Here is a 23,197-nt window from a genome sequence, read left to right on the forward strand (position 1 = left end):
GGCGAGGGAGCTTGCTCCCGCTGGGCTGCGCAGCGGCCCCAAGCTTTTTGCGGTCGCTGCGCGACCGAGCGGGAGCAAGCTCCCTCGCCACAGAAGCGGGTCTTCTTCAGCGAGAAGATGACTTTCCTGTCCACAAAAGCGCTACCGCCAAGATACTATTTGCCGGTCTTCTTCATCCCAACCCGCCGCCGCATGTCGGCGGTGATGCTCTGGCGGGTCTTGCGCAAGTCCGCCCAAGGCTCGTGCCCCACCTCTGCCAGCCGTTCATGAACGTTGTGCACGTTCCACAGGTTGGCGCCCTTGAGTTCGGCCACTTCTTCGCGGTAGATCGGCACTGACACCGGCAGTCCCTCGCGGGTGCGGACGGCGTAGGCGCAGATGGTCGTCGCGCCCAGGCCATTGCGCAGGTAATCGATGAAGATCCGCCCTACCCGGTTCTTCGGCCCAGACACCGCCGAGAAACGGTCGGGCAACAGCTTGGCCATGTGGCTGACGATGGCATGGCTGAAGCCCTTCACCTCATCCCAGCCCAACTTGCGGGTGATCGGCACGACGATGTGGATGCCCTTGCCGCCACTGGTCTTCAGGAATGCCTTCAGGCCCAGCTCATCCAGCACCGACAGGGTCAGTTGCGTGGCTTCCACCATGCTTTTCCACGGCAACGCCGGGTCCGGGTCGAGGTCCAGGACGAAGCGGTCAGGCTTGTCCAGATCGACGGACGTGCCGTTCCAGGTGTGCAGTTCCACGGTGCTCATCTGCACCGCGCCGATCAGCGCTTCGGCGTTGTTGATGATCATCACCGGTTGCCCAGTCAAGTCTTTGTCCAGGCTGGTGATGCCGGGGATCGCCAGGCGTTCGGGGTTCTTCTGGAAAAACAGCTCGCCGGCGATGCCATCCGGTGCCCTTACCAGCGCCACCGGACGGTCGGCCAGCTCCGGCAGGATGAAATCGGCGACGCTGGCGTAATACTCGGCCAGTTGCATTTTTGTCGTGCCGCTGCTCGCGTCGATGACCCGATCCGGATGGGTGATGCGGACCTTGCCGTCCAGGGTCGGCGACTGCGTGGTCTTGGGCTTGGCTTTGGTTTTCGCCTTGGCTGGCGCAGGTTCGGCATCGTCCTTCGCCGCTTTCTTTCCCACCGACTTCGGCAACTCCTGGGTGATCGCCTTGGCCGGCTTGTCGTTGCGCAGGCCATGGAACACGGCATGGCGTACCGAGCCCTCCTTGGTCATCTCGGCAAACGCCACTTCCGCCAGCAACTCCGGCTTGAGCCAGTGCACGCCCTTGGCGTCGTAGCCGGTGGGCGGATTGACCACGGCGGCTTTTTTCGTTTCCAGGGGCAACAACTGCTGATAGATGCTTTTTAAGGTGGTTTCGTTGAAACCGGTGCCAACCTTGCCGGCATAGCGCAACTCGCCGCTGTCAACGTCGTGCAGGCCCAGCAACAAGGCACCGAACGCGCTGCGAGCGCCCTTGGGGTCGCTGAAGCCAACCACGACGAATTCCTGGCGATTCTTGCACTTGAGCTTGATCCAGTCGCTGCTGCGCCGGGACACGTAAGCGCTGCCCTGACGCTTGCCGATCAGCCCTTCCATGCGCATCTGGCAGGCACTGTTGAGCAGCGCTTCGGGGGTTTCTTCGAAGGAGTCGGAAAAACGCAACAACGGATCCTCATTGGGTTCCAGGACGGCGGCCAACGCGGCCCGGCGTTCTTCCACCGGCACTTTGCGCAAGTCCATGCCGTTGAGGTACGGCAGGTCGAACAGGTAATAGGCGATCTTGCCGCTGCTGCCGGCGTCGAAGGCGTTTTGCAGGGCTTGGAAATCTGGCACGCCTTGCTCGTTGGCGACGACCATTTCACCGTCGAGCCAGGCCGATTCCAACCCCAGCCCCGCCAGGGCCTCGGCCTGTTTCGGCAGCTTATGCGTCCAGTCATGGCCGTTGCGGGTGATCAAGCGCACGTCGCCCTTGTCGATGCGCGCCATGACCCGGTAGCCGTCAAACTTAATCTCGTAGAGCCAGTCGCCGTCCGGGGCGCTTTCCACCAGGGTCGCCAGTTCCGGCTTGAGGGTTTCAGGCAACGGGCCGGCAACAGCGCCACTGAGGGTGGTCTTCCCGGTTTTTTTCGTGGACTTCGGCTTGGCGGGTTCTTCCGGCGGCTTCACGGGCTTTGCAGCAGCGGCCTTGCCCCGGCGCTTGGGCACGATGGTGCGATCGCTGAGCACGCTGTCGGGCTCGGCCTGCACCACGTCGTACTCATTTTCCGGGCGGGCCGCGTCGTCCTGATGCTTGATCAGGAACCATTGCTCCTGCTTGCCCGGCATATGGGTGCGCACCAGGTTCCACAGACCCGCGAGTTTTTCGCCGCGCAGCTCGAACTTGAGCCGACCCTTTTCGTAGGCTTCGTGCACATCACCCTGGGGAATCCACACGCCCCGGTCCCAGACGATGACATCGCCAGCACCGTAATGCCCCTCGGGGATGCTGCCCTCGAAGGTCGCGTAGTCCAGCGGATGGTCTTCAACGTGAACCGCCAGGCGCTTGACCTTCGGGTCCAGGCACGGTCCCTTGGGCACCGCCCAACTTTTCAGTGCGCCATCCAGTTCCAGGCGAAAATCGTAATGCAGCCGCGTGGCATCGTGCTTCTGGATGCAGTACTGCAAGGCGTGGGCGGTTTTCGTCGATGAGCGCTTGCGCTTCGCCGCCGGCTCCGGGGTGGCGGCGAAATCACGCATGCGGTTGTAATCGTCAAGGGTCTTGCTGGTCATGGGCCACCTGCTACTTGCGCAAGGGTCGGATCGGCGACGGGCATCCCGGCGGTTTCCGACAGCAGTTGATCGACTACCCGGCCCAGCGCCTCTTCAGTCGTATCGCCCAGCAGCAACCCCTGTTCGTAGAGCACTACTTGTCGATCAGCACTGGTGCCCTGCTGAATGATTCGGCGCGCTTGCTTGAACACGTCCTGCACACCCAACGCCGTCGCGGTTTCGCCGAAGGTCTGCTCGGCGAGGTTCAGCCATTCACCAATGAGCATGGGTTGCTCCTGGCCCTCGACGATAAACTCCGCGAGGATGCCGTGACGCTTGGCCCGGTAGCGGTTTTCCTTGAGGATCCAGTGGGACATCAAGCTGTAGTGGGCGCCGGGCGCGGACTGGGCGATGGCATGGGCAATCATCAAACGAAACAGCGAAACGAGGCACAACACGTCCTCAATCCGTGGGCAGGCATCGCAGATGCGCAGTTCCAGGGTCGGATAACGCGACGACGGCCGCAGCACCCACCAGCAATCGCTGGGTTGGCGGATGGAGCCGGTGCGCGTGAGCATGTTGACGTAGCCATCGAACGTCGGCTCATCCTCGAAAAACTCCGGCACGCCCATGCGCGGCCACTCATCGCAGGCCACCTGGCGATAACTGCTGAAGCCACTGTAGGCGCCGTTCCAGAATGGCGAAGACGCGCTCAGCGCCAACAGCATCGGCAGCCAGGGCAACACTTCATTCATCACCTTGACCCGGTCATGATCACCCGGCACTTCCACATGCACATGCAGGCCCGACAGCACGCTGCGCCGCGCCACGCGCTGGTAATCGTCGAACAGTTGTTGGAAGTGCAGTTCGTCGGTGGGTTGCAAGCCGACGGTCGCCATTGGGTGGGACCCGGCGCTTAGTAATCCAAGACCATGGGGTGCCAAGCGCTGGGTCAGGCCGGTACGCACCTGGGCCAGGTAATCGGCCGCTTCGGCCAGGCTGCGAAAAATGGGCGAAGCCATCTCCACCTGGCTCTGGAACATTTCATGGGCGAAATGCTTGCCCAGCTCCTCCCGACAAGCCGCAACCGCTGCCGCGGGCGGCTGCTCGGGCATGTGGCGGGTTTGCAGGTCGGTGATGAAATATTCCTCTTCAATGCCGAACTTCAGACGCCTGTTCATCGATGTTCCCTCCGATACCCGCACCCGTGCGGGTGACAACCAACGCCACCACGGCGATCCGTTCCACGTCCTGATAACCCGGGGTCAGCAGCTCCTCGCCGAATACGTCCGGGTCCAATTCCCTGTAGGTCCAGGCAAACTCCGCCGAATCGCGCCACCCGCCCAAGGCTTCGAGGAACGGGTCGCGACCATCGACCATCGCCACGCCGGTGTAGAGCACCAGCGAGCCGCCAGGCGTGAGCCGGGGCAATGCCTGCTCGACGATCCGCAGCGACAACCCGGCGCCCAGCGTTCCGCCGCCATGGCGATAGGCGCGCTCGGCGGGGTCGGCCATGTACGGCGGGTTGGCGACAATCAGGTCGAAATCCCCTTCGACGTCCCGCAGCACATCACTGCGAGCGATCTCGACGTTGGCTACCTCGGCCAGCGCAGCGTTGACGGCACACAGGCGCAAGGCCAAGGGGTTGATGTCGACGGCCAGGACCTGAGCCTCGCGGCGAGCACGGGCGATGATCATCGCCCCGACGCCGGCACCGCAGCCGATGTCCACGGCGCGATGCACAGCGGTGAAGTTCTGTTGCAGATGGGTATGGATCAGATGGGCAAAGCGGTAGCTGTCCGGGCCGAAGAACACCGCGTCGTTGGCCTGGGTCGGGAACTGCGAATGGGCGAACAGCAGGCCATCCAGGCTCGACCAGCGCACGCGGCTGCGCAGCAGGCCATCGCGCTCCTCCAACACTTCGGCTTCCTGCAATTGGCGCTGCTCGTCGGCAGAAATCAGCCCCGGCGCAAAGGGCCGGGACCAACCGAAGACATCCCGCAGGGTCTTCGAGCGTTCGTTGCCGGGCCGTTGGTTGACCCGTTCATGGGTCAACGGCGTCGGGGTGATGAAACGGTAGCCGTCGGCGTGCAGGCGGCGACCCAGTTGCAGCAGCGCCAGGTCGGGTTCGGACAGGCGATCTTCCTGATTCATGCAAGGCTCCTATCGAAGGGCGGACTTGAGTTCGATGAACCGACGGGTTGCGAACAACCCGGCCGGATGGCTGTGGCAACGGGCCGAGAGCCAGGGCATCAGCATTTGCATCTGCTCACTGGGGGGCTTGCCCCGTAGCGTCTGCTGAAGGTTCAGCACATCCGGGTCTTGCGCCGGTGCCGACGGCTCATGCGCCGAACCGTGGGGGCGGCGCGCCCCGGGGCGACCGCGTTGATCCAACCAGTCGCCGGCAATCCAATCGTGCAGCAACTGTTTTTCATAAGGGCTGAAGACGCCGAACATCGCCGCGCCCGCGCCTTCGATCAAGGTCCAGAAGCGGCTGTTCTGCGGGTCTTCGTGACGCCTGATCCAACCCTTGTCTTGCATGGCGTTCAGGAAGCCTTCCAGTTGCCCCGGTTCCGCCAGCCATTGGTTGACGGTCTTGCCCTCGAACTTGCAGTAGTCGGAATGCATGTGCTGGCCGAACGGCCGCTTGCGTTCAAGCATGTCGAGGACTTCACGCTCCAGGTCAAACGACTCGATGATCGCCCGGCTGCCCTGCCCCAGGTCGTTGAGGCGATAGCCCAAGGTGACACGCTGCCAGAACGATTCACGTCCCGCCTCCATCGGCAGCAATTGCAGCAGCGACTGCACGGCCTTGTGGGCGTGGCCGCTGCTGGCGTTATCAATGGTGACGTGGAGGGTGAAGTAATACGGGTCGATATCGAGTTCACTCAGCTCATAGGCGCTGATCAGCAAATGCAGCGGCAATTGCTCGTAGCCGAGGTTGTAGCCGATGACCTCGGGCAGGTATTCGTCGCTGGCATAACCCAGGGCCAATTGCACCGCGCCTTGCAGGTAGCGCTCGTCCTCGATGTCGGGCATGTCCTGCAAGCCATGTTCGGCCAACAGTTTGCGGTAGAGCACGACATGGTTCTGGGCGGGAACGCCATCCCCAAGCTCTTCCAGATAGGTGCACAGCAGCCCTTCGAAGCGATGGTCGTGCCAATGCTGGAGAACGCCATACAGCCACGCGCCATCCACTAGCTTGGTCGGGGCGACGGCCTGGAGAAAATACAGGGCATGAGCCTTGCCACTGAAGAACTCCCGGGGGCCACCGTTTTTGCGCCGCTCCAGGTAGTCGGCGTATTGCCGGGCCACGCCGGCGCTGTGCTGCTCGACCCAGGCCAGCAACGCCGCAGGGTCATCAGGGGTTTCTCGGGGCAACGCGCCCGCTTCTTCAAGGCAGGGTTGCAGGAAGGCTTGGGCGACAGCTTGCTTGTCAGCATCGTCAGGCCCTTGGAGCAGTCGTTCATAGCATTGGCGCACATTGCCGGCAGCGGTTATCGGTTGCGCAACGGCGGGCCGGGATTGAAGGGGTGTCAGCGCAGTCATAAGGGCCTCTCGGGTTCTCGGCAGGACGCTGAATCAGCACGTCTCTTCCATTGCAGAGCCTTGCAAATGCGAAAAAATTCCCCTGGAGCGAAAAGCGGTCGGATAAACGGGACGCAGGTGATTTGCGGCGGAACCCTCGCTTCGCCTGGGCCCTCGAATGAAGCGAGCCCGTCGAGGTGACGCAGCGTTATTCAAGGAGCAATCATGATTTTCACAGTGTGGGTAGCCGTGCTCGGTGCGGTCTTGCTGACCTTGGCCCTGACCGCTTCCTACCTGCGCTGGATGCCCGTCACCACCTCGGCGGTGTGCCTGGCGCTGGGGGTTGCCATCGGCCCCGCGGGGCTAGGACTGTTGAGGCTGGGGGTCGATGAATCTTCGGGGTGGATGGAACACCTGACCGAAGTCGCCGTGGTGTTCTCGTTGTTCGTCAGCGGGCTCAAGCTGCGTTTGCCGTTGAAAAACCGCAGTTGGCGAGTGGCGTATGGGCTCGCCGGTCCGGTGATGATCCTGACGATTGCCGGGCTCTGCCTGGCATTGCATTACCTGTTTGGGCTCGGTTGGGGGGTGTCGTTGCTGATCGGCGCGATGCTGGCGCCCACCGATCCAGTGTTGGCGGCGTTGGTGCAGGTCAACGATGCCCGGGATGATGATCGGGTGCGCTTCGGCCTGTCCGGGGAAGCCGGGTTGAACGATGGCACGGCGTTTCCCTTCGTCATCCTCGGTTTGCTCATGTTGCGCGAGGACGACGGCGGGTTTCTCGCTGAGTGGGCCTTGCGCAACGTCCTATGGGCGGTGCCGGCGGGCTTGTTGATCGGCTATTGGCTGGGGCGTGGCATCGGCAAGCTGACCTTGTCGATGCGCATCAAGAACGCCGACAGCACGTTGTCCCCCAATGATTACTTGGCCCTGGCCTTGATCGCCCTGGCCTATGTCGCGGCGGAAGCGGTCCAGGGCTACGGTTTTCTCTCGGTTTTCGCCGCAGGCCTGGGGCTGCGACAGGCAGAGGTCGAGTCCACCGATGAAAACGCGCCGCCCGCCGAGCACCTGGTGCAACCGGTGGTCGGCCACGAAGCCGTCGATCCCGAGCAGGCGGTGCACGGCGACACCCAAGCCTTGGATGAAGGCCAACTGGCGGCCGGCGTGATGATGGGCGACATGCTGGCGTTCGGCAGCCTGGTGGAGCGCTCGATGGAGGTGTTCCTGGTGACACTTTTGGGGGTGGTCCTGGCCAATCATTGGGACTGGCGGGCCTTGGCCATCGGCGCCCTGCTCTTCGCGGTGATTCGCCCGCTGAGTGTGCTGGCAATGCCATGGGGAAGACTGCTGGACAACCCGCAACGGCTGTTGATCGGTTGGTTTGGCATACGCGGCATCGGCAGCCTGTTTTACCTGTTTTATGCCTTGAACCATGACCTGCAACCCGAGGCCGCGCGCCTGTGCATCGACCTGACCCTGTCAGTGGTGGCCCTGAGCATTCTCGTCCACGGGGTGAGCACACAACCTGCCCTGGCCTGGTATGAGCGCCAGCAAAAATAAAAGGTTCAGGGATCAGCCGCCGGGATCGGTCACTTGGATAAACACCGAGTAGACCCCGAGCAACACCCAGAACGCCGCGAAAATCCACGGTGTGCGCACCGAAAACAACAGCGACTTGCGGTACCCCTTGTGTGTGGATTCCCGCTCGCTGAACAGTGGCGATTCATCGTAGGCAAGGCCCATCAGCGGTTCACTGCGCAGCAATTCGCTTTGTTTGAAATGCCAATGGTCGATGATTTCATAGGCCGCGCGAATGCCCGGCCAGGCGTTGAGCGAGCTCAAGAAACCGAGCAGCGCCAGGAACGGCGGCACAATCAGCGTAAAGAGCTTGCCCCATTCGGGGTTCAGGTTGGCCATGCACGAAGCGAACGCGATCACCAGGAAGGATTGGGCAGCCAGGTAGGCGTCAGTCCGATTGGCGAGGATGCTGGTTTCGTACTGGATTTCCCGGCGATAGAAATCCAGTCGCTCCTTGGGGGAACCGAAGAGCTTGGCCTTGTGTTCCGTCAGTTCTTCTTCCGGGGTCTGCTGGGTAAGGATTCTGGGCATTGCGCAGCGGGGGCCTTGGGTTGGAGTGGGTGCATTTGGAACGAGCTATCGGGGTGTGAGTTCAAACCGATGGACCGGAGGTGGTCGGCCCAGAAGCCTGTTTTATGATTGGCACCGCGTTTCCTCTGTGGGAGCGAGCCCGCTCGCGAAGACGGTGTCAATGTCGATGAAGATGTTGAATCTACAGGCCTCATCGCGAGCAAGCTCGCTCCCACGAGGAGGCTGTGGTGTACGGCAATTTTGTGGCCACTAAAGATCCAAATGTGGGAGCGAGCTTGCTCGCGAAGGCGGCGTCAACGTCGATGAAGATGTCGGATTTACCAGCCTATTCGCGAGCAAGCTCGCTCCCACAAGGAGGCTGTGGTGTACGGGAATTTTGTGGTCACTGAAGATCCAAATGTGGGAGCGAGCTTGCTCGCGAAGACGGCGTCAACGTCGATGAAGATGTCGGATTTACCGGCCTATTCGCGAGCAAGCTCGCTCCCACAAGGAGGCGGTGGTGTAGAGCAATTTTGTGGCCACTGAAGATCCAAATGTGGGAGCGAGCTTGCTCGCGATAGCGTCACCACCGCCAACCAAGATTTTGAATGTGCTGGCCTATTCGCGAGCAGGCTCGCTCCCACAGGTTTTTACGGCTTGCGTGTAACCCGCCACACGGTATTCGCCAAGTCATCGGCAATGATCAACGCACCACGCGGATCAACCGTCACCCCCACCGGCCGGCCACGGGTCTTGCCATCGGAGCCGCGGAAGCCCGTCGCGAAATCGACCGGTTCACCTGCCGGCCGGCCGTTGCTGAACGGCACGAAGATCACCTTGTAGCCTACCGGCTGGTCACGGTTCCAACTGCCATGCTCGCCGACGAACGCCCCTTCGGCGAATTTTTCACCCATGGCCGCAATGGAAAAATCGACACCCAGCGCGGCGACATGAGAGCCCAGGCTGTAGTCGGGCTTGACTGCCGCGGCGACTTTCTGTGGATCCTGCGGTTGCGCCCGTGGATCGACGTTCTGCCCCCAGTAGCTATATGGCCAGCCATAGAACGCGCCTTCGCGCACCGAAGTCAGGTAGTCCGGCACCAGGTCCGGTCCCAGTTCGTCCCGCTCGTTGACCACCGCCCACAACTGCCCGGACCCAGGCTCGATTTTCAGCGCCGTCGGGTTGCGCAGGCCTGTCGCATAAGGCCGGTGGGCGCCCGTCTCGGCGTCGATCTGCCAGACCATCGCGCGGTCGATCTCGACTTCCATGCCGCGCTCGGTGATGTTGCTGTTCGAGCCGATACCGACGTATAGCGAACGCCCGTCGGGGCTGACCGCGAGCGATTTGGTCCAGTGATGATTGATCGCCGATGGCAGGTCCGTGACCTTGACGGGCGCCCCGCTCGCCTTGGTCTGGCCATCCTGATAGTCGAAGCGAACCAGGGCATCCTGGTTCGCCACGTACAACTTACCGTTGGCGAACGCCAGACCATAAGGCGCGTTGAGGTTTTCGGCGAAGACCGTCTTCAGTTCGTAAGAGCCATCACCGTCAGCGTCGCGCAACAGCGTCAGGCGGTTGCCGCCCTTCACTTGGGTGTTGCCCTTGGCCTTGATGACGCTGGCGATCACGTCCTTGGGCTTGAGCTTCGCGGCGTTGCCACCACGTCCTTCGGCCACCAGAATGTCGCCGTTGGGCAATACCAGCGTCTGACGCGGAATTTTCAGGTCGGTGGCGATGGCAGTAATCTCATACCCCTGGGGCACGGTCGGTTTCTGGTCTCCCCAAGCCACCGGCTCGGCGATTTTCATACTGGGCAACAGGCTACGCTGAGGCTCCGGCAACTTGGGGTCCGGGCCGCGCGCTTGTGTAGCGTCCCCTTCGCCTCCGCAGGCGCTCAGCAACAGCGCCATGCTCAAGGCCGTCAATGCGATGCGAGGCTTCATTGCTCACCTCCCGAACACAGGCTGGTCAGTCCGACCCAGGCCGCCACGCAGGCCAGCAGGGTAACGACGACAGACAGCGCCAGACCCTGAGGCATCACGGCCCACGCATCCTTGGCGTGCTCGAAGGCATTGATCAGCCCCAACACCCACGTCACCAACAACAGCAGGAAATACACCAACGGACGCCCGGCCTTGCGCTCCGCACGGATCAGGTTCACTAGCGCAAACAACAGCGCCAGCCCACAGAACAGCAGCCCGCCGGCAATCAGCCAGGACGCGAAATTGCTCCATTGGATCTGGTAAGTCTTGTAGTAAGCGATATCGCTTAGCAGGCCGCCGAGAAACAGCGGAACCGTGCCGGCAAGCAGGACCGCATGCAGCGGCCCTGGCGTGCTTCGGTAGTAAGGATGGGCGGTAACGGTCATGACAGCTCCTTAATCGTTCAGCGTCCCTGACGGTTAAATCGGAGGCCAGGGCGCGTTGATTGACACCTAGGGAAATGATCGTGCCGTCAAAGCGATAGTTCCGACATTTTCACGACCGCGGGCCTCCTGGCCCGGATGGCAACTCCCTGTACCGTCCTAGTCCGAAACTCCTGCACCGCTTGGGAGTATCAGCCGATGCGCAATCACCCCGTGCTTATCCATAGTTGCGATCAATGGTCAACGGTCAGGCCTTGATGACCGCATGCTCTGGAGAAAGTCATGACTATTCGCGAGCAAGACTCATCACTGCTGAGTGATCCGACCTCGCTAGACGCGGCAAGCGCCACCGACGACTTGGGCGTCGTGGCAACCGGCGTGAACGTAACACTGGACGAAACCGCCAACCTGCAGAACGCCACCGCCACGCCCGCCCCGGCAGGTGACGCCGACGACAACGATATCCTAGTGGCTTCCCTGCCCTCGACCTTTACCAGTCGCCTGACCGCACTGGGCGCCGGTACGGCGACTGGCGCGGCCCTGAGTGGCTATACCGGCGCGGTAGGCAACACCGGCAGCGATGCCTTCACCCTTAACGCCGCCCCCGGAGCCGTGGTCACCGGTATCAGCTTCGTCGGCAGCGATGGCGCGGCTCTCAATGGCCTCGACAGTGGGCTGGATACGCTCAGCGGCGCCAATATCCTGTTGTACACCGATACCAACGACAACATTGTCCTCGGTCGGGCCGGCGGACCAAGCGGTGCAATCGTCTTCGCCGCCTATATCGACGAAACCGCCACCGGCGGCAAGATCTGGACCGTGCTTTACCAACCGCTGGCGCAACCGGACACCACCAACCCTGACGACGCGGTCAATCTGCTCGACAAAGTCTTCGTCGGTGCCAGCCAGGACTTGGAGTTCAGCCTCGCCAACGCCCCTTCCGGCCAGAACCTGTTCCTGATGTTCACCACGGCGAACCCGACGACCGAGCTGGTCGACGGCGTGCTGCGGATCACCGAACCCACCATCATTGCCACCGGCAAGAACCCGGCCGACCAGTCCACCGGCGTTAATATCAATACCGGCGACACCATCAACACCAGCCAGGCCGGCGGGCCGACCACGTTCGGCACCAATAACCAGATGATCGTCGAGCAAGAAGGGATTCGTTACTCGTTCGTCACCGGTGCCCGGCAGGACATGACCATCCCCAACCTCGACCAGACCGAAGCGGATGTGGAGTCGAATATCGATTTCACCGATGTCTTCGATACCAAGATGGCCAACTTCGACGTGGTGCAGTTGCAAAGTGGCAAGACCGCGGTGGTCAAGATCAGCGCCTTCAGCACCGCGGCTGAGTCGGGAACGAATTTCGTCAACGGCTATGTCGGTGATGCGTCGGTGGCGATCACCAACGTGCGCGTGATCAACATCGCCACTGGCGTGGTCGTCGAGAACTCCGACGGTACGGCCAACGACGCAGGCATTGTCATCAGCTTCAACTCCGGGGTCGCGACCATTACCGGGGTCCAGGCCGGCTACCAGATCGAATACACCACGACGGCAGACCACAATCGGGTATTGATCGAAAACGGCGCGGCGGTCGATGCCAAGGGCAATAACCACGCCGACTTCGATATCGGTGGCTTTACGTTGGTCCAGGCGTCGGTGGCTAAAACCGAAATCGGCTCGAAGATCATCTTCGAAGACGATGGGCCAAGCATCAGCACCACCGGAACAGAGCCCACGCTGACGGTGGACGAGACCGTCCTGGCCACCAACGCCACGCAGAGCTTTGCCGCCAACTTCGTCTCCGCGTACGGCGCTGACGGCGCTGGCACACTGACCTACGCCCTGAGTGTAGTAGCGGGCGCTTCTGGCTTGACGGACACGGCCACCGGCGAGGCAGTCAACCTGTCGCTTAATGGCACCGTGGTGGAAGGTCGCACAGCCACCACGAACGCGCTGGTATTCACCGTCAGCGTCGCCAGCAATGGCGATGTCACGCTGGACCAACTCCGGGCCGTGGTACATCCCGATACCACCAATCCTGACGACGCCAAGACACTGACCTCCGACGACCTGGTCAAACTCACGGCGACCAAGACCGACCGCGATGGCGACAGCGTCCAGGCGACGCTCAACATCGGCCAGAATCTTTCGTTCAAAGACGACGGTCCCAGCGTGAATACGACGGGTACGGAGCCAACGCTGACGGTGGACGAGACGGTCCTGGCGACTGATGCCACCCAGAACTACGCCGCCAATTTCAATCCATCCTACGGCGCCGACGGTGCCGGCACGCTCACCTATGCCTTGGGCGTGGTGGCCGGCGCTTCCGGGCTGACGGACACGGCCACCGGCGAGGCAGTGAACCTCTCGCTCAACGGCACGGTAGTGGAAGGTCGCACCGCCACCACCAACGCCCTGGTGTTCACCGTCAGCGTCGCCACCAACGGTGACGTCACGCTGGATCAGATCCGGGCGGTCGTGCACCCCAACACCAGCAATCCCGACGATGCCAAGACCTTGACCTCGGATAACCTGGTCACGCTGACCGCGACCGTCACCGACAAGGACGGCGACAGCGCCCAGACGACGCTCAACATCGGCCAGAACCTCTCGTTCAAGGATGACGGTCCCAGCGTCAGCACCACAGGTTCGGAACCAACGCTGACGGTAGACGAGACCGTCTTGGCGACCAACGCCACGCAGAACTTCGCCGCCAATTTCCTCTCGGCGTATGGCGCTGACGGTGCCGGTACGCTGACCTACGCCTTGGGCGTGGTGGCGGGACCTTCCGGCATGACCGACACGGCCACCGGCGAAGCGGTCAACCTGTCGCTCAACGGCAACGTCGTGGAAGGTCGTACGGCTACCACCAATCTGCTGGTGTTCACGGTCAGCGTCGCCGCTAATGGCGACGTCGCGCTGGATCAGATCCGGGCGATGGTACATCCCGACGCGACCAACCCCGATGACCCTAAAAGCCTCTCGTCGGACAGCCTGGTCACACTCACGGCGATCAAGACCGACAAGGACGGTGATAGCGCCCAGGCGACACTGAACATCGGCCAGAACCTGGTATTCGAGGACGACGGTCCTTCCGTCGCGTTCGGCAATTTGATCGGCACGGGAAGCGTCCTGCCGCAATACGGCTTCTGGAACCAGTCCGCCGGTGCTGATGGACTCGATGCCGCCGGCCTGGACATTTCCCTGGTGAACGGCCAGTTCACCCTGGTCAGGCCCGACGATACGACCACCACCGGAACCGGTACGCTCACCGAACAGGCGCCTTCCCCGGACGGCAACGGCGCCTACCACTTCGCGGGCACGCTGACCGGTGACTTCGACAACAATGCCGCCACTGCGGACACCACGGTCGACTACACGCTCACCGCCTACGCCAATGGCAGCTATGCGTTGGACTTGGTGCAGGGGTTCAGTTCGACCATCGTGCGCAGCAGCGCGGACGGCGCCCTCGGTGCCGGTGGCCCGGATTCAGTGCGCACCTTGCTGATTCCGGAAACCAATAACCCGGCCATTCCTTCAGCCTCCGAGGAAATCGTGTTCTTCTCGGCGAAAGCCCTCGCCTCGCCGACGGACATCCTCGCCGGCATCGGCGTCGGACTCGCCGACCCCACCGAAGCCGCCTTGCAAACCACGCCATTGCCGTCATACATCGACCCAGCGGCCATGAACGTCAGCACCTCCGGTATCGGCGTCGCCAACAACCTGCTCCAGGGCGACAACCTGGCCGCCATCGGCGCCGCCGATGAGAGCTTCGTGATCAACCCGGAAAGCCTGGTCTCGGGCATGAAGATCTTCATCGACAACTCCGTCGCCGGCTATAACACCGCGACCGAAGACCTGTATTTCCGGATCTACTATGAGGACGGTACCTACTCCAACCTCATCGAAGTGAACACCCTGACGCCAGAGACTGGCGGACAGGTGTCCTTCGACATCGAGCGCGAGGGCACGGCGATGATCGACGCTGTCCAGCTCACGATGGGCCGTGGCGCGATCAAGATCCCGGTGATCCAGTTCATCCAGGAAACCGAGAACCTGGCCAGCGATGTCCAGTTGAGCTTCAACGCGACACTGACGGACAAGGACGGCGACACGGCAACAAGCGCCTTCGATGCCAACCTGTTTGCCGACAACCCCGCCAACGCGCTCTTCAACTACACGCTGGCGGGCACAGGCGGCGAACGCGATGCCTTCAACATCGACCTGTCATTCACCGAGAACAAATACCAGGTCACCGGCTTCGATGTCAGCCAGAACCTGCGCGATACCTTGGTGCTTGATGGCGATCAGGGGGCGGTGGTCCAATCGATAGACAACGCCGGAGCCGACAGCATCGTGACGGTCGCCGAGACCGGAGGACAAATCACCACCATTACGCTGGTCGGCGTGGACCTGCTCAGTAGCGACGTGGTGCTCGGCGCCGCCTGACCGTAACGCGTGCATGAAAAATGCGGGGATGGACTGGAAACCATCCCCGCATTGTTTTTGGTATTCCCCACCGTGTCCGACCCGGCTCAGTCCAACTCCACCCAACTGGACTCGGGCGGCTCCTCGTTATGGGTCAGCCCATGCTTGAGGGCATACATCAGCAAGTCGATCCGGTTGATGAGATCGAGCTTCTGGTAGATGTTGCTCAGGTGGTTGTGCACCGTATGCTCGCTAATGCCCAGGCGCCCCGCGATGCTGATGTACTTGGCGGACGGATCGCCGACGATGGCTCGGATCAGCTCTTTCTCCCGCAGAGTCAGTCGCGCCTGTTTGGCCTGCTCCAGGTTGCACTGGGTGGGTACGTGGCCGATCGAGGCATAACCTGAGAGGCCTCCAGCCCAGGCCCTGTCCGACCCGCTGTCACGGTGATGAACCTTGACGATTGCGCGGATGATCGACTCGGTCGGGTCCTCGGCCAGCACGATGCCTCGCGCACCCGCCTCGATCGCCTGGGCAACCGGGACGGCTTCGTACAGTCCCTTGAGAACCAATACTTTCATTTCTGTGCTGCGGGTGAGGCCGGCGACGACTTCCAGCGGATTGAGTGCGTCCGGAAAGAAACTGAAGAAAATCACGTTGGGCCGTAGCTGGTCGGCCAGATCCAAAGCGTTGGTATACGTCGATGCCTGGCCACTCACTTCCATTTGGGGCTTTCTGGCATTGATCAGATCGTGCAGGCCTCTCAGCACGAGGGGACGACAGTCGATCAACAACACGCGTATGGGGTCTCTGTGGTCCGGTCTCATATTGATAACCCCCTGAACAACAAACGGTGGGGTTCGTCCTGTGAACCAGCGGCGGATGTGCCTGTGTGAGGAAGCCGAACAAGACCATTGGAAACCATCTAAACAGGAATAGTTATCAACGACTTACACATGATCATGCGTTGCTCTCGAGTCCGTAGGCTGAGTCTAGGCCAGCGTAACGGAACGCCGGTCGCGCGCTTGGACGTCGGTTGGCGCGGCTTCGCACTCGCAGGAAGGAGGCTTTAAATAGAAGTTTTGAATTAGCCAGAAAATCAAAGAGATAACATCGGTAAACGGGAATGGGTATCTGGACTACACCGTTCCCGGCTCGTCAATTAATCGACGAGCGGCATGTCAACGTTGGTAAATACGATGAAGACGTCAATTTATCGGCATTGCTGGCGGTATCACCCCCGTTTCCCTGTGGGAGCGAGCCTGCTCGCGAAGGCGTCTTCACGGCAAAAATGCCGTCCGCTTGAAGTCGCCGACAGCTCCCTCTCGGATCAGCCAAACGAGAGCGGCGCGCGCGGAGGTGTTTCGATCAACGAAAATCCTGTCCAGCGCTGCCAGGGCTCAACCACCCATTCACATTTTCAATGCTGTCGGCCGGCGGTCTGCCTGCCCAGCGGTTGAGCGTCAGGACATTGCTGAGAAAATCATACTGGGTCTTGAGCAGATCCCGCCGGGCACGGAATTCGTTGCGTACGCTGGCCAGCACATCGACTGAATTGACCATCCCGTAGCTCAGCGCTTTTTCCGCGGCCACCCTGGACAGCTGCGCCGACTCCAGCGCCAACCGGTTCGCACCGATTTTTTCACCATTGGAATTGGCAGTCAGGTAGGCATTGGTGATTTCCTTGACCACCCGCCGCCGCACAGCTTCCATCTGCTGCTCGGCGACCACCTGATCCTCATACAGCCCACGGACCCGCGCCGAGGTCGATCCGCCGCTGTACAACGGCACTTGCAGGCCGATTCCGGCGACGTAGCTGTCGGTACGAGGGGCCAGTGAATTGTTGTAGCCCTCGTTGGTCTGTTGCGCGCTCAGGTTCAGGCTCAGGGTCGGATAATGCCCGCCCTTGCCGCTGCGCAGCGCCGCACCCGCTGCTTCAACACCGCTTTCGTTGGCCTTGAGCGCCGGATTCAAGGCGATGCCATCGCGAACCCAGCTCTCCAGGCTCTGCGCCGACACCTGCAATTGCCGATCACTACGGACCCGGTTGAGCCGTTCCTTGACCGGTCGACCGACAATCTCCGCCAGCGCCTCGCGGCTGAGGCTGGCCTGGTTGCGGGCATCGAGTTCCTGCGCTGAAAGCAGATCCACCCGGGCCTTTAAGTCCAGCTGATCGGTGATCAAGGCCAACTGCTTTTCGTACAACGCATTGACCCGGTCGAGGCTCTTTTGCGTGGTGCGACGCTCCGCCCTCACCAGTTCCAATTCGTCCTCGGCGGCCAACGCGGTGAAATAGCGCTGGGCCAGTTCCACGGAGGCTTCGGCCTTGGTGTCCTGCGCTTGCGATTCGGACTGCCGGGCCAGGCTCTTGAATTTTTGATAGTTCTCCCAAGCGGCCTTGTTGTAGAGGTATTGGCGCAACACCAGGCCGTAGCTCTCGCTGTCGAAACTGCGTTGCACCAAGTCGCTTTCCTGGTGGATCCGATTCGAACCGGCATTGAACGACAGTTGCGGCAACAGTGCGCCCATCGCCTCGCGCTGGTGCTCGGTTCCCGCCTTTGCCTGCGCGAAGGAGGCGATTACGTGCGGGTCCTCAAGCCGCGCTTCGCGATATAGCTGCATGAGGTCGGTGGAATACGTCGAGGCGTTTACCTCGGTGGGCACCGCGACCTCGGTTTGCGCCACGGCGACGCCCACCGCCAACACCCAGACACTGCCCAGCAAAACGGCCGACGCAACCATGGTCATTCCTCGATCATCGATTGGGAAAGAGCATTGCGAGCCGGTTGCATCAGGTACTGCAACAGCGTGCGTTGCCCGGTGATAATCAACACATCCGCCGGCATCCCTGGCAGCAATTTGCGCTGGCCCAGGGTCCGCGCGCCCTCCTGGGTCACTCGCACTCGCGCCAGGTAGTAGGCCGTCCCGGTTTTCTCGTTGGTCATGCGGTCGGCCGATACGCTGCTGACCTCGCCTTCGATCACTGGCGTGGTCGCGCTGTCGAAGGCGCCGAAACGGATGTCGGCCCGCTTGCCGATGGCAATGCGATCGATATCCACCGGCGCAACCTGGGCATCGATCACCAGGTCGGAAATCGATGGAACGATGTCCAGCAATGGCGTCGCTGACCTCACGATGCCGCCGATGGTGTGCACCGTCATATCGATCACCATCCCCGCCTCTGGCGCGCGGATGATCACGCGGCTTAGCCGGTCTTCCAGCGCCGAGGTTTTTTCTTGCAGGTCGTATATCTTGGTCTGCACCTCGGCCAGTTGCTTGACCACGTCGGCGCTGAACTCGTTGTCAATCTGCAGGATCTGCAGTTGTGTCTCGTTGATCTGCAGACGCGTGCGGTCGATGGTCGAGCGATGATCGGCGACCTCGGAACGCAACAGTCCCAACTTGCGCTCCTGCTCAAGCAAGCGCTGCTTGTCGACGAATCCTTGCTTGAGCAGTTCGGACAGCTCGCCGATCTCGCCACTGTAGGATCGCTCCAGCTGGACCTTGGTGCCGACCATCGATTCCAGGCCCTTGATCTGCTGGCGGTACTGCCCAATGCGCTCTCGCAGCACGGCGATCTGCCCCAGGCGCGAGCCCTGCCGGGCGCTGAATACCCGGCGTTCGCCCTGGCGCGCTTCCATGCCCCGCACATTCTCGGGCTCGGTAATGTCGCCAAAGCCCACCGTCGAGGCCATGTCCCGCTCGGCGATCAACCTTGCTTCCATGGCCTTGGCGGCGATCAATTGGCTTCGGGTCATCTCGTATTCGAAACGCAGTTGCGCATCGTCGAGGATGATCAGCGGATCATCCCGTTTGACGATATCGCCGTCATGAGCCAGCACCGCTTTGACGATGCCGCCCTCCAGGTGCTGGACAGTCTTGCGATAGGCCTGCACGGTGACGACACCTGGCGCGTAAGCCGCGCCATCGAGCGGCGCGACGGCAGCCCAGGTGCCGAACAAACCAAAGATCAGCCCGACGATGATCACACCGAGGCGGCGTATCTTGTGGTCGGCGATCGGCAGGTCGGCGAAGCTTTCAATTTGACGACGGGGCACCACAGGGTTCATCGGATTCACCCTTGCCGGCATCGACCGAAGCCACGCCGGAGGTTGCGGGCACGGCTGGCGTCTGTGCCTGCTGTCGCTGCGCGTTGAGTTCGGCCAGGACATGCTCGCGAGGCCCATAGATGCTGATGACACCGGCGTTCAACACCATCAATCGGTCAAGCTGCGACACGATGTTGGTCCGGTGGGTAATGACGAACAACGTCGCGCCGGTCTGCTTGAGCTGCTGCACGGCCCCGGCGAGGGCGCGATCACCGATGTCGTCCAGATTGGAATTGGGCTCGTCGAGGATGATCAGTCGCGGGCTTCCATACAGCGCCCGCGCCAGGCCGATGCGCTGGCGTTGCCCGGCCGAGAGCATGATGCCTTCGCTACCGATGACAGTGTCGTAGCCGTCGGGTAGCAGCAGGATCATCTCGTGGACCCCGGCGGTCATCGCCGCCAGGATGACTTTCGCCGAATCGACCTCGGCGAACCGGGCGATGTTCTCGCCGACGGTGCCTTCGAACAATTCGATGTCCTGGGGCAAGTAACCGATATAGGGTCCCAATTCCTGTTTGTCCCAGGCGCTGATGTCGGCGCCATCGAGCCGAACCACCCCGTGTTGCGGCGGCCACACGCCGATCAGCGCCCTGGCCAGGGTCGACTTTCCCGCCGCGCTGGGGCCGATGATGCCGACCGTGCAGCCCGCTGGCGCACTGAAACTGATGTTCTTGATGATCGGTGTCCTGGAACCCGGCGCCGCGACAACCAGGTTTTCGACCTGGACATCCCCTTGTGGCGCTGGCAGAGACATGCGCTCGGGTTGCGCTTGCAGCTTGTCGAGAACGTCATTCAAGCGGCCATATTGTGAGCGCGCTGCGATGAACCCCTTCCAACTGCCGATGATCAGGTCGATGGGTGCCAGCGCACGCCCCAGCAGCACCGACCCCGCGAACACCAGCCCCGCCCCCACTTGATGGTCCACTGCCAGGTACGCCCCGAGCCCCAATACCAGCGATTGCACCAGGAGCCGGAAGGTCCGCGAAAGCGTGCTAATGATCGCGCCTCGGTCGCTGGCCAACGATTGCAGGAGCAGGACGTTGCGCTGCCGCCGCCCCCAACGGTCCATCAGGGTTTCAAGCATGCCCATGGATTCGATGACTTCAGCGTTGCGCAGATTCTTCGTCGTGTGGAGCGTGGCCCCGATGTGTTCCTTGTTGGCCTGGGCCAGCGCCGGCCCCGTCAACCGCTCGTTGAGCACGGCGAGCGCCAGCAGCAACAGCGCGCTGCCTGTCGCCACCCAGCCAAACCAGGGATGGAAAAGAAACATCACGGCGATATAGATCGGCAGCCAGGGCGCATCGAAAAACGCGAACAACCCGTTAGCGGAAAGAAACTGCCGCAAGCCGGTCAAGTCATTGAGGGACTGGGCTGACGCATCCATCCCGCCACTGTCCAGGGCCCGTTTGAAGCTGGCCCTGTAGACCTGGCGACTGAGCAGCACATCCAGGCGGGTGCTGACCCGCACCATGATGCGTGAGCGAATCCATTCCAGGGACCCGAGCGTAATCACCAGGGCGGTCATGATCAGCGTCAGCATTGCCAGGGTCGTGAGGCTTCCACTGGTGATCACGCGTCCATACACCTGGAGCATGTAGAAGGTCGGGACCAGCATCAACGCGTTGATGAAGAGGCTGAAAAAACCGACAGAAATGAAACTCTCCCGGCAGGCTTTCAGCGCTTTCTTCAGACTGCTTTCAGGTGCGCTTCGCATTGAAACCCCCTGCCCGAGTGACCCTCCTCTGGAGCGTAGATCATGCCGAACAGGGGCGTGTTGCAATCGGCCAGAATGTTTTCGGATCCAGTCCCCGGCGACTACCGGGGACCAGGACACATGATGGCCGGTCGTCTAGCCGAATTGCTCCGGAGCCGCTACGCCCAGGAGTTGAAACTCGGCAGAAGCGTCCTCGCCAGAAGCAAAGATGAAGTTATTGTCGCTCAGTTGCGAAGCCACATTGCCCTCCAGGGTGATCTCGAATCGCCGTCCTTCTTCATCGGCGTTGTAGCTTTTCAGGTAGGTCCGCTGGCCGTCTTCGCTGACCACCGCCCGCAGCGATGTGTAGTAACCGCTCCAGAGCTCGGTGAAGCCCAACGCGGACACATCGATCTTATCGGTGAGCGGATTGAAGTCAGTGATCCGGTCCTGGAAGTTGCCGTCGGCCGTGCGAAAGCTGTCCGCCAGGGAGTCGTAGCGAAAGACATCCGAACCTTCGCCGCCAGTGAGCACATCACGCCCCTGCCCACCATCGATGACATCGTGCCCATTGCCGCCCGAAACGACATCGTTGCCAGCCCCGGCGATGAGCTGGTCGCCGACGCCCGAGCCCAGCAGCCGGTCGGCCGATTCCGTGCCCTGGATCAGGTGCGGCGCGAAGACCACATTGGTCTCATTGAGGGCCTGGCTCAGGTCGCCATCCAAGGCCAGTTCGAAACGATGCCCCTGCCAGTCCGGTTCGAAGCTTTTCAGGTAGGTTCGCGTGCCGGCCTCGTTGACTTGCACCGCCAGGGTTCCGTCCAGTCCATTGCCAAACCCGCTGAACCCCAGCGACGTCAAGTCGATGCGATCCAGGTTGGCGTCGAAGTCGGCAATGCGATCACTCACGACCTGGGTGTCGATGCGATAGCTGTCGTCGATCATGTTGCCCCTAAAGACATCGGCGCCGGCTCCGCCCTCCAGCACGTCCCGTTGCCCCGCGCCGTCGAGCAGGTCGTCGCCGGCGTGGCCACTGAGTCGTTCCGGGACATAGGTGCCTGACAGGACATCATCGCCCTGCCCTCCGTCGATACGCGGCAACACGCCCTCAAGTGCGCCGAAGGTGCCGTCGAGCGTGCCGTCGGGGTTAAGCCGGATAAGGCTGAAATCAGGGTTGCCGAAATAGGTGCTCTGCCCCGCCACCAGAATCTTTCCGTCCGCCAGGACGGTGATGTCCCGGGCCATATCTCTATCCCCGGTCAGGTCGAGCACGGCTACGCCGCGATTGCCGAAACTCGTGTCCAGGGTGCCGTCCTGATTCAGCCTGATGATCTTGAAATCAAAACCGCTGCCATCCTGTTCGCCACCACCGGCCAACAGGATCTTGCCATCGGCTTGGACGGTGACGGAGGCCGCGAGACCCGCTACCTGGGTATCGACCAGGCCGTCCGTGCCGAAACTGCTGTCCAGGCTCCCGTCGGCATTCAAGCGCGCGACCACCATTTCGCCGTTGTAACCCGGCACCAGCAACTTGCCATCCGCTTGCAGGGTGAATCCGTATCCCTCCAGCGCGCCTATGTTCGGGATGTTGAATTCGATGGCGTTGCCGTCATTGAAGGTCGAGTCAACCGTCCCGTCGGCATTGAGGCGACTGACCGAAAACAGATTTTCGTAGCTGTCATGATTCGACACGAGGATCTTGCCGTCAGGCTGTACCCTGGCGCTGGCATAATCACCCCACGCCATCGGCACGATGGCTTTGCCGTTGACACCAAACCCTTGGTCCAACGTGCCGTCGGTATTGATCCGAATCATGGTGATGCCGGACGTGAATTGCGGATAGACCAGCAAATATTTTCCGTCCGGCTGCACGGCGGCACTGTAGCCTTCCCCCGGGAAAAAATCGTGAGGAAGCTGCACCTTGCCGTCGCCGCTGAAGGTCGTATCGAGGGTGCCGTCGGCGTTGAAGCGAATCAGTGAGGTCCGGTAGCCTTCGTATTCCCAGCCCTTATCAACCCCTGTCATACCCGCCAGCCATATCTTGCCATCCGGGGCTACGGCGATTTCGCTGGTGTCGTTATAGCCGTCCAGGTCTACGAAGGTCTTCCCGGTGCCCGCTCGCGGCGTCAATCCTGCGTTGCTGTCTGCGTTGTCCATGCTGAGCCTCATGTGTCGATGGGAAACTCCAGAAAATTTCGCACCCTACAAAATAGCCCCTCACGCCAGCTTC

General features: G+C 61.6%; 14 protein-coding genes. 2 read left to right on the forward strand and 12 right to left on the reverse strand.

Features of this window, described 5'->3' with window-relative positions:
* Window positions 1-155 precede the first annotated feature (155 nt).
* The 4 genes from ligD to FHK92_RS20310 are packed head-to-tail and all read right to left on the reverse strand — an operon-like array spanning window position 156 to window position 6,296.
* A complete protein-coding gene (ligD, locus tag FHK92_RS20295) occupies window positions 156-2,768 on the reverse strand; it encodes a DNA ligase D (protein WP_181289637.1) in 2,613 nt (870 codons plus the stop codon).
* Window positions 2,765-3,928, reverse strand: a complete 1,164-nt coding sequence (locus FHK92_RS20300) for a carboxylate-amine ligase (protein ID WP_181289638.1) — start codon at window positions 3,926-3,928, stop codon at window positions 2,765-2,767. Before FHK92_RS20300 ends, ligD begins: the two co-directional genes overlap by 4 nt.
* Window positions 3,900-4,901 (reverse strand): methyltransferase, encoded by a 1,002-nt coding sequence (locus tag FHK92_RS20305; RefSeq protein WP_181289639.1) that lies wholly within the window; start codon window positions 4,899-4,901, stop codon window positions 3,900-3,902. The genes FHK92_RS20300 and FHK92_RS20305 overlap by 29 nt, the downstream gene beginning before the upstream one ends.
* Before the next feature lie 9 nt (window positions 4,902-4,910).
* Window positions 4,911-6,296, reverse strand: coding sequence for an iron-containing redox enzyme family protein (locus FHK92_RS20310; protein ID WP_181289640.1), 1,386 nt, complete (start codon window positions 6,294-6,296; stop codon window positions 4,911-4,913).
* Window positions 6,297-6,500: 204 nt separating this feature from the next.
* Here FHK92_RS20310 and FHK92_RS20315 point away from each other — a divergent pair, with 204 nt between their 5' ends.
* Complete coding sequence (locus FHK92_RS20315) at window positions 6,501-7,832, forward strand: cation:proton antiporter (RefSeq protein ID WP_181289641.1); 1,332 nt, start codon at window positions 6,501-6,503, stop codon at window positions 7,830-7,832.
* 12 nt (window positions 7,833-7,844) lie between these two features.
* On the opposite strand, the gene FHK92_RS20320 is transcribed toward FHK92_RS20315, so the two are convergent.
* From FHK92_RS20320 to FHK92_RS20330, 3 genes are all read right to left on the reverse strand, one after another.
* The gene (locus tag FHK92_RS20320) at window positions 7,845-8,381 is read right to left on the reverse strand and encodes a hypothetical protein (RefSeq protein WP_181289642.1); all 537 of its coding nucleotides are present in this window, start codon (window positions 8,379-8,381) and stop codon (window positions 7,845-7,847) included.
* 629 nt (window positions 8,382-9,010) lie between these two features.
* Complete coding sequence (locus FHK92_RS20325; RefSeq protein ID WP_181289643.1) at window positions 9,011-10,303, reverse strand: PQQ-dependent sugar dehydrogenase; 1,293 nt, start codon at window positions 10,301-10,303, stop codon at window positions 9,011-9,013.
* Entirely contained in the window at window positions 10,300-10,728 is a 429-nt protein-coding gene (locus FHK92_RS20330) for a DUF2231 domain-containing protein (protein WP_181289644.1), read from the reverse strand. The genes FHK92_RS20325 and FHK92_RS20330 overlap by 4 nt, the downstream gene beginning before the upstream one ends.
* A 279-nt stretch (window positions 10,729-11,007) precedes the next feature.
* Between FHK92_RS20330 and FHK92_RS20335 the strand changes: the two genes are divergently transcribed.
* A complete protein-coding gene (locus FHK92_RS20335) occupies window positions 11,008-15,186 on the forward strand; it encodes a DUF5801 repeats-in-toxin domain-containing protein (protein WP_181289645.1) in 4,179 nt (1,392 codons plus the stop codon).
* An 86-nt stretch (window positions 15,187-15,272) separates the two neighbouring features.
* On the opposite strand, the gene FHK92_RS20340 is transcribed toward FHK92_RS20335, so the two are convergent.
* From FHK92_RS20340 to FHK92_RS20360, 5 genes are all read right to left on the reverse strand, one after another.
* Complete coding sequence (locus FHK92_RS20340; protein WP_181289646.1) at window positions 15,273-15,992, reverse strand: response regulator transcription factor; 720 nt, start codon at window positions 15,990-15,992, stop codon at window positions 15,273-15,275.
* Between the two features lie 541 nt (window positions 15,993-16,533).
* Window positions 16,534-17,907, reverse strand: a complete 1,374-nt coding sequence (locus FHK92_RS20345; protein ID WP_181289647.1) for a TolC family outer membrane protein — start codon at window positions 17,905-17,907, stop codon at window positions 16,534-16,536.
* Between the two features lie 2 nt (window positions 17,908-17,909).
* Entirely contained in the window at window positions 17,910-19,235 is a 1,326-nt protein-coding gene (locus tag FHK92_RS20350) for an HlyD family type I secretion periplasmic adaptor subunit (protein WP_181289648.1), read from the reverse strand.
* The gene (locus tag FHK92_RS20355; RefSeq protein WP_181289649.1) at window positions 19,204-20,988 is read right to left on the reverse strand and encodes a type I secretion system permease/ATPase; all 1,785 of its coding nucleotides are present in this window, start codon (window positions 20,986-20,988) and stop codon (window positions 19,204-19,206) included. Before FHK92_RS20355 ends, FHK92_RS20350 begins: the two co-directional genes overlap by 32 nt.
* Window positions 20,989-21,123: 135 nt before the next feature.
* Entirely contained in the window at window positions 21,124-23,124 is a 2,001-nt protein-coding gene (locus FHK92_RS20360) for a M10 family metallopeptidase C-terminal domain-containing protein (protein ID WP_181289650.1), read from the reverse strand.
* Between the last annotated feature and the right edge of the window lie 73 nt (window positions 23,125-23,197).

It is taken from the genome of Pseudomonas brassicacearum subsp. neoaurantiaca, assembly GCF_013608025.1.
Taxonomy (GTDB): domain Bacteria; phylum Pseudomonadota; class Gammaproteobacteria; order Pseudomonadales; family Pseudomonadaceae; genus Aquipseudomonas.